Source organism: Pseudomonas sp. (genome assembly GCF_050739775.1).
Classification (GTDB): domain Bacteria; phylum Pseudomonadota; class Gammaproteobacteria; order Pseudomonadales; family Pseudomonadaceae; genus Aquipseudomonas.
This window is the reverse complement of record NZ_JBOICA010000054.1, coordinates 17,518-32,688: the sequence shown is the minus strand read 5'-3', so window position 1 is coordinate 32,688 and position 15,171 is coordinate 17,518. Positions and strand designations below refer to the sequence as shown.

Sequence of the window (15,171 nt, the reverse complement as noted above, 5' to 3'; positions counted from 1 at the left end):
ACGCTCAGCCCTGCCGGTACGTCTGGAGCGCGAAAGGTGAAGACATTTTGCGCAAGATCCAGCGTGCCCGAGAGGTCATGGCGGGTACGCCCGTAGAGAATGTTTTATCTGAGACAGAACACTAGTATCTTGTGGATGATCTCGACTGCGTCCTGTTCGCCCAACTGTGGGGCCGGCTGCGAAATGTCATAGCTCCAGACACACAGCCATTCATTCCACGGCCTGACCATGCGCAACAAGCCCACTCCCAGGCCACCGATTCGTGCTTCAGGGTTGAGCATCCAGAACAGTGCGCTGGGGCGGTGGGCAACATACGAGCTCAGGTCGGCCTTGAACAGGATATTGACGCTGCCTGCGAGGCCCATTTCGCCCTGCATCGGCAAGTCAATAGCAGAGGCCACGCGGCTCCGGCCACCGTCGGCACCAATCAGGTATTTGGCCCGGATAGGGTACTGGTTACCGCTGATCCGGTCCCTGACTTGCGCGGTCACGCCCTGATCATCCTGGGTCAGGGACAGGAACTCGGTTGAGAATTTGATCTGTGCACCGTCCTTGGCCGCATTGGCAATCAAGATCGGTTCGAGGTAGTTCTGCGGAATATCACAGATCTCGAAAGGGCTGTTCAGGCGGTATTCGGACAACCGCTCAGGCGCGGCCCCCCACGACTTGATTCGGCCGATTTCCCGGCCGACCAGCGATTCGCACAGGATACTGTTGCCAATCAGATGATTGGGCACCGCGTCGCGCATTGCTTCCTGCGCCACGCCGGCGTCCTGCAGAATCTCCATCGTTCGCTGGTTCATGATGTGTGCACGTGGCGTATCGGCGAGCCATCGATATTTGGTGACAACGGTGGTGCTGATGCCATAGCGACTCAGAAAGAGCGCCGCGCTGGCACCGGCCGGGCCACTTCCAACAATCAATACTTCGGTTTCAATCATGATCCAACTCCATTGGCATGCTGCGCCGGTCAGGGCTTGTTGTCGTTTCTCAAGCCGCGCAGCGCTGGGCCTTGTGCACAACCATGAGTGCCAACTCCAGTGACTGCTCACGGTTCAGGCGCGGGTCAACGCAGGTTTTGTAGTTGCGACTCAACTGCTCTTCGTTCAAGGCGCGAGCACCTCCCAGGCATTCGGTTACATCCTCACCACTGATCTCCAGGTGAACGCCACCCAGGCGGGTTCCGTGAGCGGCGTGAATATCGAAGGCCTGATCAAGTTCACTGAGAATGTTGTCGAATCGGCGCGTCTTGTATCCGCTGGCCAGATTTTCCGTGTTGCCATGCATCGGGTCACAGATCCACAGCGCACGCCGTCCCTCACGACTGACTGCGCGCAACAGGGGGGGCAATGCCTGGGCGATGTGCGGGTGGCCCATGCGAGTGATAAGGGTCAAGCGCCCCGGCTCGTTATGGGGGTTGAGCGTATCGATCAATCGCAACAGTTCATCGGCATTGGTCGATGGACCGACCTTGACCGCCACCGGGTTGCTGATACCCCTGAGGTACTCGACATGCGCGCCGTCCAGTGCAGCAGTGCGCACCCCGATCCAGGGGAAGTGAGTGGACAGGTTGAACCAGCTACCGTGGCCCGGTACGTAACGTGTCTGGGCCTCTTCGTAATGCAGGAGCAGCGCCTCATGGGAGGTATGAAAGGCGCTGCTGACCTCGTTGCCGGCGCCTGCTTCGCCCAGTGAGCGGATAAACTGCAGTGACTCGCTGATCGAGCCAATCAGGCGCCTGTGTTCGCTTTCAAGCGGGGAATGGACGAGCCAGTCAAGGTCCCAGCCCGAAGGTCGATAGACATGGGCCAGGCCGTTTTCTGCCAGGGCTCTGGTCATGTTCATGGTCAGTGCCGAGCGCGCATGGGCCTCTAGCAAACGACGCGGATCTGGGCGTCGCGCGGCTTCGTTGAATTCTGGGCGGTTGACGATATCTCCGCGAAAGACCGGCAGCGTGACACCGTTGCGCGACTCGCTATCCGCCGAGCGCGGCTTGGCATACTGGCCGGCAAAGCGTCCTACGCGAATAACCGGTTGTTGCAGCCCGTGCATCAGGATAAGTCCCATTTGCAGCAGCAGTTGCAAGCGGCCGGTAATGATTGAAGTGGTGCACTCGGAAAAACGTTCCGCGCAATCGCCGCCTTGCAGCAGAAAGGACCTCCCCTCCTGTGCCTCAGCCAGTGCCTGTTTGAGCTGGACAACTTCATGTGCCGTGACCAGTGTCGGCTGCTGGGCGAGTTCGCTGACGGTCTGGGTCAGTGCCTCAGCGTCGTTGTAACAAGGCTGTTGCAGGGCCACCCGCTGCTGCCAGGAGGAAGGTGTCCAGTCAGTTGGTTGAAAGCCCGATAGCGCCAAAGGGCGAGCGCGAGTGCAGGGAGAACGCAGGTCGACGATGTCTTCTTGAAGTTGCAGAGAAACCATGAGATAGCCCCTGAAGCGTAGGGAGTGGAAGAAAGTTCACAGGTTCATGAGTGCTGCAGATGAAGCGCTTCGGCGCTACTTTCGACGTCAGTGTGTTCATCCCCGGAGCGTGCACAGGCGGCCCAGAATGCCGGCAGGAAGCATTCACTGATGACCAGCGATGAACGCAGGCGAATGAATCGAGAGCGCCTGGCAAGCAGACGTTTCCCCGATCTGAATGGGTATGAAAGTGCACTGAGTGGATCTTCTGATGCCAGTGAGGCCCACTCGAAGGGGTGCCGGGTGATCGCCGGGTCCTGATAGAGAATATTGCCCAGCGGGCTGCTGCCATAGTTCGACAGCACGGCCCAGTCATTTTGCAGTGCGCTGCTTGGGGCAATGCTTCTGGCTGTAACACACGGTTGACCGTCGACACGCATCAGTACTTCACGAATCCAGATGGGGGTCTGCGGTGCAATGCTTAGTGCGTTGGCGTCATCGGCGCAGGCTTGCGTTTCGTACTGGCTGATCAACTCGATCGAATAGCTGCCGAGACCTTTCAATTTACGGGTCAAGGAGCCCGGGGCGAACAACCAATACTGTTCACACGGGGTGAGCGATGTTGCAGGCTGGTGCGACCAGCGAGAATGCAGGTGGCTGATGGTCATCTCACACATCCCTGTAGATGAAGCTCGTTTGTTAAGTGTTCGTGGTGCAGTTACAGATCAGGCGAGAGTAACCACACGAGGCGATGCGCTGGTTGAGGGCAACACACTGTGATAATCCGGAATGGCCAGGCGATGTGCCTCTTGAACACTCATTAGCGAGTCGAGCGAAGTGAATGGCATTCCCTTGCTCCTGGTGTCGACCTCTGTGATGAGCTGGTCAGGCAGGTCCTGGCGATCACCGAGTACGATCGCAGAGGTGTGTTGCCGCCGGGCATCCTCGTAATTGGCAAATGCCTCTTCGATGCTGGAGGTCTGTGCCAGATTCCGAGCCAGGCAACAGGCATCGAGAATCGCCTGTCCGGCCCCGTTCGAGCCCACTGGAACCATGGGGTGTGCAGCATCTCCGATCAGTGTCACTCGACCTGAACGCCATTGTGGCAAGGGGTCGCGGTCCGCCATTGGCATCTGGATGATCGGTTGTGAGGTTTGCTTGAGCAACTGCGGGATGTCGAGCCAGTCGAACGCTCGTGAGGCGAAGAACTGGGCGAAATCGGAGGTACTTTTGACGCAGAAGCCAGGGAGGCTTTCAAACAAACGGGTATCCAGTTCTGCAACCCAGTTGATCAGTTGATCGCCCTGGGCGTTGACGTTGTCGCGAATAGGGTAGATGACCAGTTTTCCGTGCTCTGGAACACCGACACGTACCATGCTGGCTCCGCTCAGGAACTTGGGCGCCACGCTAACCCCACGCCACATGTGGACGCCGGTCGGGGTAATGCGTGGGCCCTCGGGATACAAGGCACGGTAGACACTTGAGTTCACCCCGTCGGCACCGATCAGCGCATCGCAGACGATCTCCCGTTCTACGCCATGAGCGCTGTTGTCGCGTAACCGGGCCTTGACCGAATGCTGGTCCTGGGATGCTGAAAGGAGCGAGTGGCCGGTGATTAGAAAGTCAGGGCCCAGGCGCTCATATGCAGCCTCGAGCAGGGTATTTTGCAGCACACCACGATGGATGGAGAGCTGTGGATAGTCATGCTCGGCGTTAAGCCCGAGTGGCAGCGAGTAGATACGCTGGCCATAGCGATTGAAGAACACCATTTCTTTGGTAGTAATGGCCTGGCGTTGCAACTCTTCAAGTAGTCCAAGTTCAGAAAGTACTCGAGTGGCATAGGGCTGTATATTAATGCCGACCCCGAGAGGCTGCAGGCTAGGAGCCGCCTCGATTACCCGAGCACTCAAACCTTTTGCGTGCAGGGAAAGTGCCAGGGTTAAACCGGCGATACCGGCGCCAATAATGATGATTCCATTCATGATTTAAATTCTAGTCTGCTTGTAGAAGTACTAAGAAGTTGGCGTGTTCAGGAAGTTTGGATCCTAGCATGCGGGTATCTGTGGAATCAATTGACTGATTCGGGCATATTTTTCTAGTGATTATTGAATTAAATTCCACGATGACAGCGTTTTTACCGTAGTGCTACCTAATAGTTGCACCGGCGATAAAAGCCGGTGAAATAACCGTTCACTATTGGAATATGCATTGCGCGGGACGTAGGAGAGTAGTAACGAAGGCGGGGAGAGGGGCCGGAGTTTGCTGCTTAAGCGCTGGCCAAAGTTACGGGGTTTTGTTGTAGCGCGGAGGCGCTACAGTATGTACGAAACTGAGTAGTCAGAAAAAGCCGCAATCGAATGCGGCAGGGAGTTTATATTAGTGATCTTCGAATATAACCGTCAGGTGGCGGGCGAGGAACCTCGACAAGGCGTCGACTTTTGGCAGGAGTTGACGACTGCGTGGCCAGACCAGACTGACGGGTAACCCGGCAGTAGAAAGCTCAGGGAGGATCTCCACCAGTTCACCACGTTGTAGTTCATCTCTGATCATCCACGTGGCCAGTTGTGAAATGCCATAGCCACCTTTGACCGCTTGAACCTGCGCTTCGCCACTCCCGACGATGATTCTTCCGTTCATGGTCCGACGCTCTATCTGACGGTCGGGCCCGGCAAAATGCCAGGGGCTGACGCTGCCGTCAGCCCGTCCATACATCACGCACTCATGTTGATCGAGGTCGAGGTTGTTGATGATCGGAGCGCGTTGGCGCAAGTATTGCGGTGCTGCGCAGAAGATCAGGCGCTCCTGGCCAATAGGCAGGTGTGCGAGCAGGTTGGAGAGTTGATCAATGCTGCCGATTCGCACGGCCAGATCGATACCTTCTTCAATGATATCGACGAAGCGATCAGTGAACGAGGTATGCAGGCGCAGCCGTGGATTGTGTTCGGTGAAATTGAGCAGGAGCGGCAACACATGTTGTCGACCGAAGGTGACGGGGACGTCGACCCGCAAGCGTCCCGCAGGCTCTTTACGTTCGGCGGCCAGCACGGTCTCGGCCTCTTCGAGTTCGGCCAGGATCCGGGTGCAGGTACGGTAGAATGCATCGCCAGTGTCGGTCAGGTGGAGACTGCGTGTGGTGCGTTCGAACAAGCGTGTTCCCAGTCGTGCTTCCAGGCGTGCGACACCTTTGCTGACAGCGGATGTTGTCAGATTGAGCTGAGCGGCGGCGGCTGTGAAACTGCCAGAATCTGCCGCTGATACAAAAACTTCGATACCTTTCAGGTGCTCTGTAAGCCTCATTGTCGATCCTTGAACTGATGGTGCCTTGGCTCGTCGATGTGTTGCGGGGGGCATCATCTCGTGGAATGGTCAGCAGCTCCAGTCGCACGATGATGGCGGTTGCTTGAGGTCGGAAGATAAACGGGTTGCTGTGGTGCCAGGCAGCATTGCAACGCTGCCCGGCAAGGTTGCTTTAATTCAAGGGGAAGTGCGGAAGTATGTACTCTGCCAATTCATCCATCACCTCCTGGGCGGGTCGACGCAGGGTTCTGAAATTCAGCGCGACATGAGACACCCCTTGTGACTCTTGCTGCTTCCAGAGCTCAAGCAGTGCATGGCGCCCGCCACGCATGCCGCGCTCATGCTGCAAGGGTGCATCAGGGTCTTTGTCGAGGTCGAAGAATGCCCCGTAGCCATAGGGTTTGAACACCTGGGCATCGCCGATTTCAGCTCTCCAGTGCTCGATAATCTTGGGTATCAGACGGAAGTCACCCTGGTGCCAGAGCCAGCCATCGGTATTGCGCGCCAGCCAACTGATGTCCTGGCTGCATCGGCCAATAGCCAACAGAGGCATTCGTGGTCCGACGGGCTTGGGGATCAGATCCAGAGAACCGTCGAGTCGGCCATGAAACCGCGATTTGTGCACCGGGAAGTTCTCCTTCAACACGGTTTGCAGCAATTCGAAGCCATCCCGGTAGCGTTCAGCACGTTGCTCGTAGTCGGCCGAGAACACCGGGTACTCGGCAGGCCGGTCTCCGGTGGAAAGGCCCAGCAGAAAACGTCCGCCAAGCAACTGGTCGATGCTGGCGGCCTGCTTGGCAACGATCACCGGATCACGCAAGGTGAGAATGACCCCGGCGGTGCCGATGGCGATTGTCCGGGTATGCGCGGCTAGCCAGCCGGCATAGACCATCGGATCGTAGACCTGCGCGACGTCCCCGAAACCAGGGTCGTAGAAGGGCACATCGCGCAGCCAGATTGCGCAGAATCCCTGGGCTTCGGCTTGCCGAACCAACTCGGCGTGTTGCATCAACGCAGGTTTGTAGCTGTGGGGATAAGCTTCGAGCGGTGCAATCAAACCGAATGTCAGCTTCCCGGGCTGAAACACGCGAGAGAAGGCACTGTGCTGTGTCAATTCGCTACGCCGGTCTCCAGCAGCAGGTCCGAACGCTGTTGGTTGAGCGGCAGGGCGCTGAACAAGATCGGTCATTGGCTGAACGTCCGCTGTGGCTTGATAGTGCTGCGAGGTGTCAATGGCACTTGTTTGCTCCGGCCCATGGCAAGGGCCATCAGTAGCGCAAGCAAGGCAATGCCCGCCGCGACATAGCCAATGCTGGCGAGCCCGCCGAGCTCGATGCTGTAGCCGCCAATGATCGCGCCAAGGCCGATACCGGCATTGGCCGCTGAGACGTTCAGCGTACCTGCCAGTGCCTGAGCGTGGGTGGCTGCCTTCATGACACGAACTTGGCAAACCGGATACAGGGCGGTATAGGCGATGCCCCATACCGTCAATGTAACAGCGAGCCAGAGGTAGGAACTTGCCAGCGGGATGGTGATGGCCATGCCGACACCCAGTATCAGCACGAAGACTGCGGTCGCGGCCAGTGGATTGCGATCGACGAAATGGCCACCAAGCCAGTTGCCGAGCAGTCCGATTGCACCAAAGCCCATCAGCCACCAACCGACAGCTACGGGCTCGATACCCGCCAGGCGTTCCAGCAGGTCTGCCAGATAGGTATAGGCAGTGAACATCGCGGTAAACACCACAACCGAGAGGATCACATTGGCGACAAAACGGCGGTCGCCGAGGATGCTCAGTTGTTTGAGGATGCCAGTACGTTGCGGGCGCGCCAGTCTGGGCATGAATACCGCCAGCAGTACGGTCATAGCCAACGACAGTATGGCCAGCCCCCAGAATGCCCCACGCCAGCCAATCAGGTTGGCGGCGACAGTACCAAGCGGAATGCCGAACAAGGTGGCGGCAGCAATCCCCAGGTAGACTTGAGACACGGCACGCCCCGCACGTTCGGGGCCCACCAGTTGGCTTGCGGTTTCACTTGCCGTTCCCCAGAACACCGGCAGCAGCAGGGCAGGTATGAAGCGGGCCAGGCTGAGTATCCAGATGTTGGGGGCCAGTGCGGCTAGGGCGTTGGACGCTGCAAACACCAACATGATGAAGATAAACAGCCGCTTGCGTTCGATATGAGAGAGTGCCGCAGTCAAGGGCGGACCGAATAGCATGACCGTGAACGCGAAGAGCGTGACCAGTTGGCCAGCAACCGGGATTGAAATGTGCAGATCACGGACCAGAGCTGGCAGCAATCCGATAATCAAAAACTCGGTTGTCACGATGACGAACGCTGCCACCGCCAGAAGGGCGATGGAGAAGCCACTACCACCTTGGGTAGTGGTCTGAGGATGATTCAATGCTTGAGTCATGGACTGGAATCCGGCGGACGAAGAATCCCCATAGGCTATAAAAGATTTTTTTTCCTATCTTGGGTATATTTTCCTCCGATAGTTGAATCAAATTCCCTAATAAGCGATTCGCCCCAACCTCCTTTGCAAATATTCTTCTGCTCATTGACGTGTGCCGCGTGCATCACCTAGAGTGCGCCTCCCTTTCTGACGGTTGCTGATGCATGGGCCGCTCTTGCAGTTGTTACGTGATGCCAACACCCGCCGCCCAGGCCGCGCGGTGCAACTGGCCGTGTGACACGGTACTCAAGCGTCGGCGCAGCGTATTGTTCGCCTTTACATTCTCCCCGCCCGCGTTCACCCACTAACGAGGTAGAAGCACGCCCGGCACTGCCGTGGTCGAGCTTGCCTGCACCTGAACTCTTTAAGGTCATGTATGAGCTGGCCCAGGACGACTTCGTTCTTGCGCCAGTGGGTGGAGTTGTAATGAACAAGTGTTTTCTGGCGGGCCTGTTGTTCGCCGTGTCGGTGGTTGGCTTCAGTCTGGGGGCGAGCTTGCCGCTGGTGTCCTTGCGTCTGCTCGAGGCGGGCGCCAGTACCTTGCAGATCGGTATCGTCTCGGCCATTCCGGCGGCGGGGATGATGCTCTCGGCGTTCATGGTCGATGCCTGCTGCCGGCACCTGACCCGGCGGACTATCTATCTGTTGTGCTTCGGGCTGTGTACCTTGAGCATCGGCTTGCTTGAGTGGGCTTTCTCTTCAATCTACCTGCTTGGGTTGTTGCGTCTGGGGCTGGGCATCGGCATGGGCATCGCGATCATTCTTGGTGAGTCCTGGGTCAATGAGCTGAGCGAGGAGCACAACCGCGGCAAGGTCATGGCGCTGTACGCAACCGCCTTCACCGGTTTTCAGATGCTCGGCCCGGCGATGCTGGCGCTGGTTGGTGCACAGAGCATTTGGGTGACTGCGGTGGTCACCGCCTGCTATGGCCTGGCACTGGTGTGTATTGTACTGACGGTGCCCAACGATCACGTCGAGCATGGCGAGGAGGGTGACAAGAGCTTCTCCCTGGCGGGCTTCTTTCGCGTGGCGCCGGCGCTGTGCATGGGCGTGCTGTTTTTCTCTTTCTTCGATGCGGTGATTCTCTCGCTGATGCCGGTGTATGCCTCAAGTCACGGCTTTGCCGTGGGTGTGGCGGCCTTGATGGTAACGGTGATCCTCACCGGCGACATGCTGTTCCAGCTGCCCCTGGGCTGGTTGGCTGACCGCAGCGAGCGGACCATGGTGCATCTGGTCTGCGGTGTGCTGGCGATGCTGATCGGCCTGGCCTTACCCTGGTTGTTGCAGGTGCAGTGGCTGCTGTGGCCGGCGCTGGTACTGCTGGGGGCGGTTGCCGGTGGGGTGTATACCCTGGCGCTGGTGCTGATCGGCCAGCAGTTCAAGGGGCAGGACCTGGTTACCGCCAATGCCAGTGTCGGGCTGTTGTGGGGCGTGGGCAGCCTGGTCGGGCCTTTGCTCAGCGGTGCAGCCATGGATGTCGCACCCCATGGTCTGCCGATGGCGCTGGCAATCATGGCTGCGTTGTTCGTTTGCTTTGCCCGCAGTGCCCATCGTAAGGCCAGGCGCCTTGCAGTGGCGGGTTAAGCCTCAGAAACGTTCGGGAATTATCCGCGATGGGTAGTGGCTACTCTTGTAGAGGCCGATCTTGCCACGCTTGGGCAACTTGATCTTCTGTTCCTGGGTGATGTCCTCGTAGGGGACTTGCCCAAGCAAGTGGTTGATGATGTTCAGGCGGACTCGCCGCTTGTCTTCGGAGTGGGCCATGTACCAAGGAGCCCAGGAGGAGTCGGAGGCGGCAAACATCTCATCGCGAGCGCGCGTGTAGTCGTCCCAGCGGCTGAATGACTTCAGGTCCATCGGGGATAGCTTCCAGATCTTGCGGCCATCGGTGATGCGTTCTTCCAGGCGCCGCTGCTGCTCTTCGGCACTGACCTCCAGCCAATACTTGATGAGGATGATGCCGGACTCGACCAGCATCTTCTCGAAATGCGGTACCACACTGAGGAACTTTTTCGCCTGCTCGTCGGAGCAGAAGCCCATTACCCGTTCGACGCCAGCGCGGTTGTACCAGCTGCGGTCGAAGATCACTACTTCGCCCGCCGCCGGCATATGCTGGATGTAGCGCTGGGCATACATCTGGCTCTTTTCCCGCTCAGTCGGTGCCGGCAGCGCGACAACGCGGAACACCCGTGGGCTGACTCGCTCGGTGATGGCCTTGATGGTGCCGCCTTTGCCGGCGCCGTCACGGCCTTCGAAAACGATGCAAACTTTCAAGCCCTTGGCCGTCACCCACTGTTGCAGCTTGACCAGTTCGACGTGCAGGGCTTTGAGTTCCTGTTCGTAGTCCTTGCGGGGTAGACGCTCTGCGCTACGTGCCTTTTCCTTCTTTTTAGCCATGCGCCGAATACCTCGTCAGTAAAAGTGGTTCTGAGTATAGACAGGGCTGTACCAGGAGGGCCTGACGCGGCGCAATGGAAAAGAAAAACCCCTTGAGACCGATATCCTCAAGGGGTTTTGTGTTCATCAGGGTCCATAAGGACCCGGAGGCGGCTTAGACGTTGAAGCGGAAGTGCATCACGTCACCGTCCTTGACGATGTAGTCCTTGCCTTCCAGGCGCCATTTACCGGCTTCTTTTGCGCCGCCTTCACCCTTGTACTGGATGAAGTCGTCATAGGCGACTACTTCAGCACGGATGAAGCCTTTCTCGAAGTCGGTGTGGATCACGCCTGCCGCCTGAGGGGCGGTGGCGCCGACGCGTACGGTCCAGGCACGGACTTCCTGAACACCGGCGGTGAAGTAGGTCTGCAGGTTGAGCAGGCCGTAACCGGCACGGATCACGCGGTTCAGGCCAGGCTCTTCGAGGCCCAGGGCCTCGAGGAACATGTCTTTCTCTTCGCCTTCGTCGAGCTCGGCGATCTCCGCTTCGATCTTGTTGCACACCGGTACCACGACAGCGCCTTCTTCTTCGGCGATGGCGCGGACCACGTCCAGGTGCGGGTTGTTTTCGAAGCCATCTTCGGCAACGTTGGCGATGTACATCACCGGCTTGCTGGTCAGCAGGTGGAAACCGCGGATCAGTGCCTTCTCGTCATCCGCCATGTGCTTCATCAGGCTGCGCGCAGGCTTGCCTTCGGTGAAGTGCGGGATCAGCTTTTCGAGGATGGCTTTCTGCGCCAGCGCGTCCTTGTCACCGCCCTTGGCGTTACGCGCAACCTTCTGCAGCTGCTTCTCGCAGCTGTCGAGGTCGGCGAAGATCAGTTCCAGCTCGATGATCTCGATGTCGCGCTTGGGGTCGACGCTGTTGGAGACGTGAATCACGTTCTCGTCTTCGAAGCAGCGCACCACGTGGGCGATGGCATCGGTTTCGCGGATGTTGGCCAGGAACTTGTTGCCCAGGCCTTCACCTTTCGAGGCGCCGGCTACCAGGCCGGCGATGTCGACGAATTCCATGGTGGTCGGCAGCACGCGGTTCGGCTTGACGATGGCCGCCAGCGCATCCAGGCGCGCATCGGGCATCGGTACGATGCCGCTGTTCGGCTCAATGGTGCAGAAGGGGAAGTTCTCTGCCGCGATGCCGGATTTGGTCAAGGCGTTGAACAGGGTGGACTTGCCGACGTTGGGCAGACCGACGATGCCGCAATTGAAACCCATGGTAAATCCCTCTTCAAAGAGTCAGGCCTTCTGGCTGTGCAGCTCTCTCATCGCACGCGTCCAGTCGCCGGCGAGGATGTCCGGCAGCACGCCGAGGGCAAAATCGATACTGGCGTCCAGCTTTTCCTGCTCGGCGCGCGGCGCCTTGCCCAGGACAAAGCCGGAGACCTTGCTGCTGTCACCCGGGTGGCCAATGCCAAGCCGCAGACGGTGAAAGTCGTTGTTGTTGCCGAGCTGCGCAATGATGTCGCGCAGGCCGTTATGCCCACCATGGCCGCCGCCTTTCTTGAGCTTGGCGACGCCGGGAGGCAGGTCGAGTTCGTCGTGGGCCACCAGGATGGCATCTGGCGCAATGCGGAAAAAGTTCGCCAGTGCAGCAACGGCCTGGCCGCTGCGGTTCATGTAGGTGGTCGGAATCAACAGACGAACGTCTTTGCCCTGATGGCTGAATTTAGCCGTCAGGCCGAAATACTTGCGCTCAGCGGTCAGGTTGACGCGCTGGGCGCTGGCAATGCGTTCTACGAAAAGAGCCCCTGCGTTATGCCGGGTCTGTTCGTATTCGGGGCCAGGGTTTCCCAGGCCGACGATCAGTTGGATGGCGGTCACGTCAGGGGCTCTTCCTTGGAGTTGGGGGTTACAGTGCGGGGCACTGTAACCCGATCAACGCCGGCGTGCTGAGTAGATTACTCGGCAGCGCCTTCTGCAGCTTCAGGCGCAACACGCGGAGCGTGAACGTTGGCAACAGCCAGGTCGTTACCGTGAGCCAGAGCGACGAACTCGACACCTTTCGGCGCTTTGAGGTCCGACAGGTGAACGATGGTGCCGACTTCGGCGTTGGCCAGGTCTACTTCGATGAACTCAGGCAGGTCTTTGGCTTCGCAGGAAACTTCGATTTCGGCCACAACGTGGGAGATTTCGCCGCCTTTCTTGACCGGCGCTTCTTCGTTGATGAAGTGCACAGGAACGATAGCGGTCAGTTTCTTGCCAGCAACAACGCGGACGAAGTCAGCGTGCATGATGAACTGCTTGGCTGGGTGACGCTGCATGGCTTTAACAACGACGTTTTCTTTCTTGCCGTCGATGTTCAGCTCGATAACGTGGCTGAAAGCAGCTTCGTTTTCGAACAGCTTGGCAACTTCTTTAGCCAGCATGGTGATCGATGCAGGCTCTTTGTCGCCACCGTAAACAACGGCAGGAACTTGGGCGGCGAGACGACGCAGGCGGCGGCTCGCACCTTTCCCCAGGTCGGTACGCGCTTGGGCGTTCAGGATGAAATCAGTCATTTTGTATCTCCAAAATAGCCATCTCCCGCAGGCGTTTGCGACCAGCGCCAAACGGGGTGGGCAAAAAAGCCCCGCCCCAACAACAGGTGTTGGGGCGGGGCGCTTTTCGTCAACGAGAGGTTCGCGAGGGAAAAGCCCTCAGCGGAACATCGCGCTGATCGATTCTTCATTGCTGATGCGGCGAACCGCTTCGGCAACAACCGGTGCAATATCCAGTTGACGGATACGCGCACAGGCTTGTGCAGCAGCGGACAACGGGATGGTATTGGTGACCACCAGTTCGTCCAGCACGGAGTTCTCGATATTCTCGATCGCCCGACCCGACAGGACAGGGTGCGTGCAGTAGGCGTAAACCTTGGCAGCGCCGTGTTCTTTCAGGGCCTTGGCCGCGTGGCACAGGGTGCCGGCGGTATCGACCATGTCGTCGACGAGAATACAGGTACGTCCTTCGACGTCGCCGATGATATGCATCACTTCGGAGTGATTAGCCTTTTCACGGCGTTTGTCGATGATACCCAGATCGACACCCAGGGACTTGGCAACAGCACGTGCACGCACGACGCCGCCGATGTCCGGGGACACGATCATGAGATTCTCGAAACGCTGGTCTTCGATGTCATCCACCAGAACGGGGGAGCCGTAGATGTTATCTACCGGAATATCGAAGAAACCCTGGATCTGGTCAGCGTGCAGGTCGACAGTGAGAACACGGTCGATACCTACGACGGTGAGCATGTCAGCGACGACTTTGGCGCTGATAGCTACACGCGCCGAACGCGGACGGCGATCCTGGCGGGCATATCCGAAGTAAGGAATCACGGCAGTGATTCGGGACGCTGAGGAGCGGCGGAAGGCATCGGCCATCACTACCAGTTCCATCAGATTATCGTTGGTTGGCGCGCAAGTCGGCTGAATGATGAAAACGTCCTTACCGCGAACATTTTCATTAATCTCAGTGCTGATTTCGCCGTCGGAGAATTTACCGACAGAAACATCACCCAATGGGATATGCAGCTGACGTACGACACGCCGAGCCAGATCGGGGTTGGCGTTCCCCGTAAAGACCATCATCTTGGACACGCGCAGTACCTGAAGGCTGAGGGTATACCTGGATGAGTATAGGAAAATGGCAGGGGCGGCTGGATTCGAACCAACGCATGGCAGGATCAAAACCTGCTGCCTTACCGCTTGGCGACGCCCCTGTATCTGTAGCTGCGAGTACCTGATACTCGATTCCTAGAGCAGACTTTGCAGCTTGCGGTGCAACATCGAAACGTTGCTTCCCTTTGCTACAAACCCTGTTTGGGTATCTGCAAGAAGGGCCAAAACTTTATCAGCTTCAGCTTTGCTTGGGAAGGCCCCAAACACACAACTTCCAGTCCCGGTTAGTCTAGCGTCAGTGAATTTTCTTAGCAAACTCAGTGAGTTACGTACTTCTGGGTAACTCTGCTCTACTACCGGTTGGCAGTCATTTCGACTGTTTCCCTTGGGAACGGGGCGCATCTTAAGGGGCAAAGAATCACGTGTCAACTGTGGATGTGAAAAAATTTCTGCTGTACTAACAAATACTTGCGGAACCAATACGACATACCAGGGTTCTTCAGGGTCTGCGGGGGTGAGGATCTCGCCGACGCCTTCGGCAAATGCCGCATGGCCACGGACGAACACCGGTACGTCGGCGCCCAGGCTCAGGCCCAGTTCAGCCAGCTGGTCTTCGCTGCAATCGAGCTGCCACAGGTGGGTGAGACCGAGCAGGGTGGTTGCGGCATCCGAGCTGCCGCCGCCGATGCCGCCACCCATGGGCAGGATTTTCTTCAGCCAGATATCGGCGCCTTGGGTGCAGCCGGTCAGTGCCTGTAGTTTACGTGCGGCCTTGACGATCAGGTTACTGTCATGGGGAACGCCTTCGATGTCGCTGTGAAGGCGGATTTCGCCGTCTTCGCGCACGGCGAAAGACAGCTCATCGCCGTAGTCGAGAAACTGGAAGAGCGTTTCCAGCAGGTGGTAGCCATCGGCACGGCGACCAAGAATGTGCAGCATCAGGTTGAGCTTGGCTGGCGCCGGCAGGGTCAGTTGGGTCAT

Annotated in this window: 14 protein-coding genes and 1 tRNA gene; 1 reads left to right on the top strand and 14 read right to left on the bottom strand. The window is 58.1% G+C overall.

The features are described from left to right. Window positions 1–104: 104 nt before the first annotated feature. From ACRESH_RS21965 to ACRESH_RS21935, 7 genes are all read right to left on the bottom strand, one after another. Complete coding sequence (locus ACRESH_RS21965) at window positions 105–941, bottom strand: FAD-dependent monooxygenase (RefSeq protein WP_431743952.1); 837 nt, start codon at window positions 939–941, stop codon at window positions 105–107. Window positions 942–990: 49 nt separating this feature from the next. Continuing rightward, window positions 991–2,421, bottom strand: a complete 1,431-nt coding sequence (locus ACRESH_RS21960) for a class II 3-deoxy-7-phosphoheptulonate synthase (protein WP_431743951.1) — start codon at window positions 2,419–2,421, stop codon at window positions 991–993. Window positions 2,422–2,465: 44 nt separating this feature from the next. After that, the gene (locus ACRESH_RS21955) at window positions 2,466–3,068 is read right to left on the bottom strand and encodes a chorismate--pyruvate lyase family protein (protein WP_431743950.1); all 603 of its coding nucleotides are present in this window, start codon (window positions 3,066–3,068) and stop codon (window positions 2,466–2,468) included. 57 nt (window positions 3,069–3,125) lie between these two features. Next, window positions 3,126–4,382 (bottom strand): FAD-dependent monooxygenase, encoded by a 1,257-nt coding sequence (locus tag ACRESH_RS21950; RefSeq protein WP_431743949.1) that lies wholly within the window; start codon window positions 4,380–4,382, stop codon window positions 3,126–3,128. A gap of 394 nt (window positions 4,383–4,776) precedes the next feature. Continuing rightward, window positions 4,777–5,697: a LysR family transcriptional regulator gene (locus ACRESH_RS21945; RefSeq protein WP_431743948.1), complete on the bottom strand. Its 921-nt coding sequence runs from the start codon at window positions 5,695–5,697 to the stop codon at window positions 4,777–4,779. Window positions 5,698–5,869: 172 nt separating this feature from the next. Then, on the bottom strand, window positions 5,870–6,784 hold the full coding sequence (locus ACRESH_RS21940; RefSeq protein ID WP_431743953.1) for an LLM class oxidoreductase: 915 nt from the start codon (window positions 6,782–6,784) through the stop codon (window positions 5,870–5,872). 98 nt (window positions 6,785–6,882) lie between these two features. Then, on the bottom strand, window positions 6,883–8,115 hold the full coding sequence (locus tag ACRESH_RS21935) for an MFS transporter (protein ID WP_431743947.1): 1,233 nt from the start codon (window positions 8,113–8,115) through the stop codon (window positions 6,883–6,885). 465 nt (window positions 8,116–8,580) lie between these two features. Between ACRESH_RS21935 and ACRESH_RS21930 the strand changes: the two genes are divergently transcribed. Continuing rightward, window positions 8,581–9,738, top strand: a complete 1,158-nt coding sequence (locus ACRESH_RS21930) for an MFS transporter (RefSeq protein ID WP_431743946.1) — start codon at window positions 8,581–8,583, stop codon at window positions 9,736–9,738. Window positions 9,739–9,741: 3 nt separating this feature from the next. On the opposite strand, the gene ppk2 is transcribed toward ACRESH_RS21930, so the two are convergent. The 7 genes from ppk2 to ispE form a co-directional block, all read right to left on the bottom strand. Then, window positions 9,742–10,551, bottom strand: coding sequence for a polyphosphate kinase 2 (gene ppk2 / locus ACRESH_RS21925; RefSeq protein WP_431743945.1), 810 nt, complete (start codon window positions 10,549–10,551; stop codon window positions 9,742–9,744). Between the two features lie 154 nt (window positions 10,552–10,705). Continuing rightward, complete coding sequence (ychF, locus tag ACRESH_RS21920) at window positions 10,706–11,806, bottom strand: redox-regulated ATPase YchF (protein WP_431743944.1); 1,101 nt, start codon at window positions 11,804–11,806, stop codon at window positions 10,706–10,708. Between the two features lie 21 nt (window positions 11,807–11,827). Then, complete coding sequence (pth, locus tag ACRESH_RS21915) at window positions 11,828–12,412, bottom strand: aminoacyl-tRNA hydrolase (RefSeq protein WP_431743943.1); 585 nt, start codon at window positions 12,410–12,412, stop codon at window positions 11,828–11,830. Between the two features lie 77 nt (window positions 12,413–12,489). Further along, window positions 12,490–13,089 carry a 50S ribosomal protein L25/general stress protein Ctc gene (locus ACRESH_RS21910; protein WP_431743942.1) on the bottom strand — a complete coding sequence of 200 codons (600 nt, stop codon included), beginning with the start codon at window positions 13,087–13,089 and terminating at the stop codon, window positions 12,490–12,492. Window positions 13,090–13,227: 138 nt separating this feature from the next. After that, entirely contained in the window at window positions 13,228–14,169 is a 942-nt protein-coding gene (locus ACRESH_RS21905) for a ribose-phosphate pyrophosphokinase (protein WP_028944092.1), read from the bottom strand. A 47-nt stretch (window positions 14,170–14,216) separates the two neighbouring features. Further along, window positions 14,217–14,291 (bottom strand) — tRNA-Gln (locus tag ACRESH_RS21900). A gap of 34 nt (window positions 14,292–14,325) precedes the next feature. Then, window positions 14,326–15,171 (bottom strand): 4-(cytidine 5'-diphospho)-2-C-methyl-D-erythritol kinase, encoded by an 846-nt coding sequence (gene ispE / locus ACRESH_RS21895; protein ID WP_431743941.1) that lies wholly within the window; start codon window positions 15,169–15,171, stop codon window positions 14,326–14,328.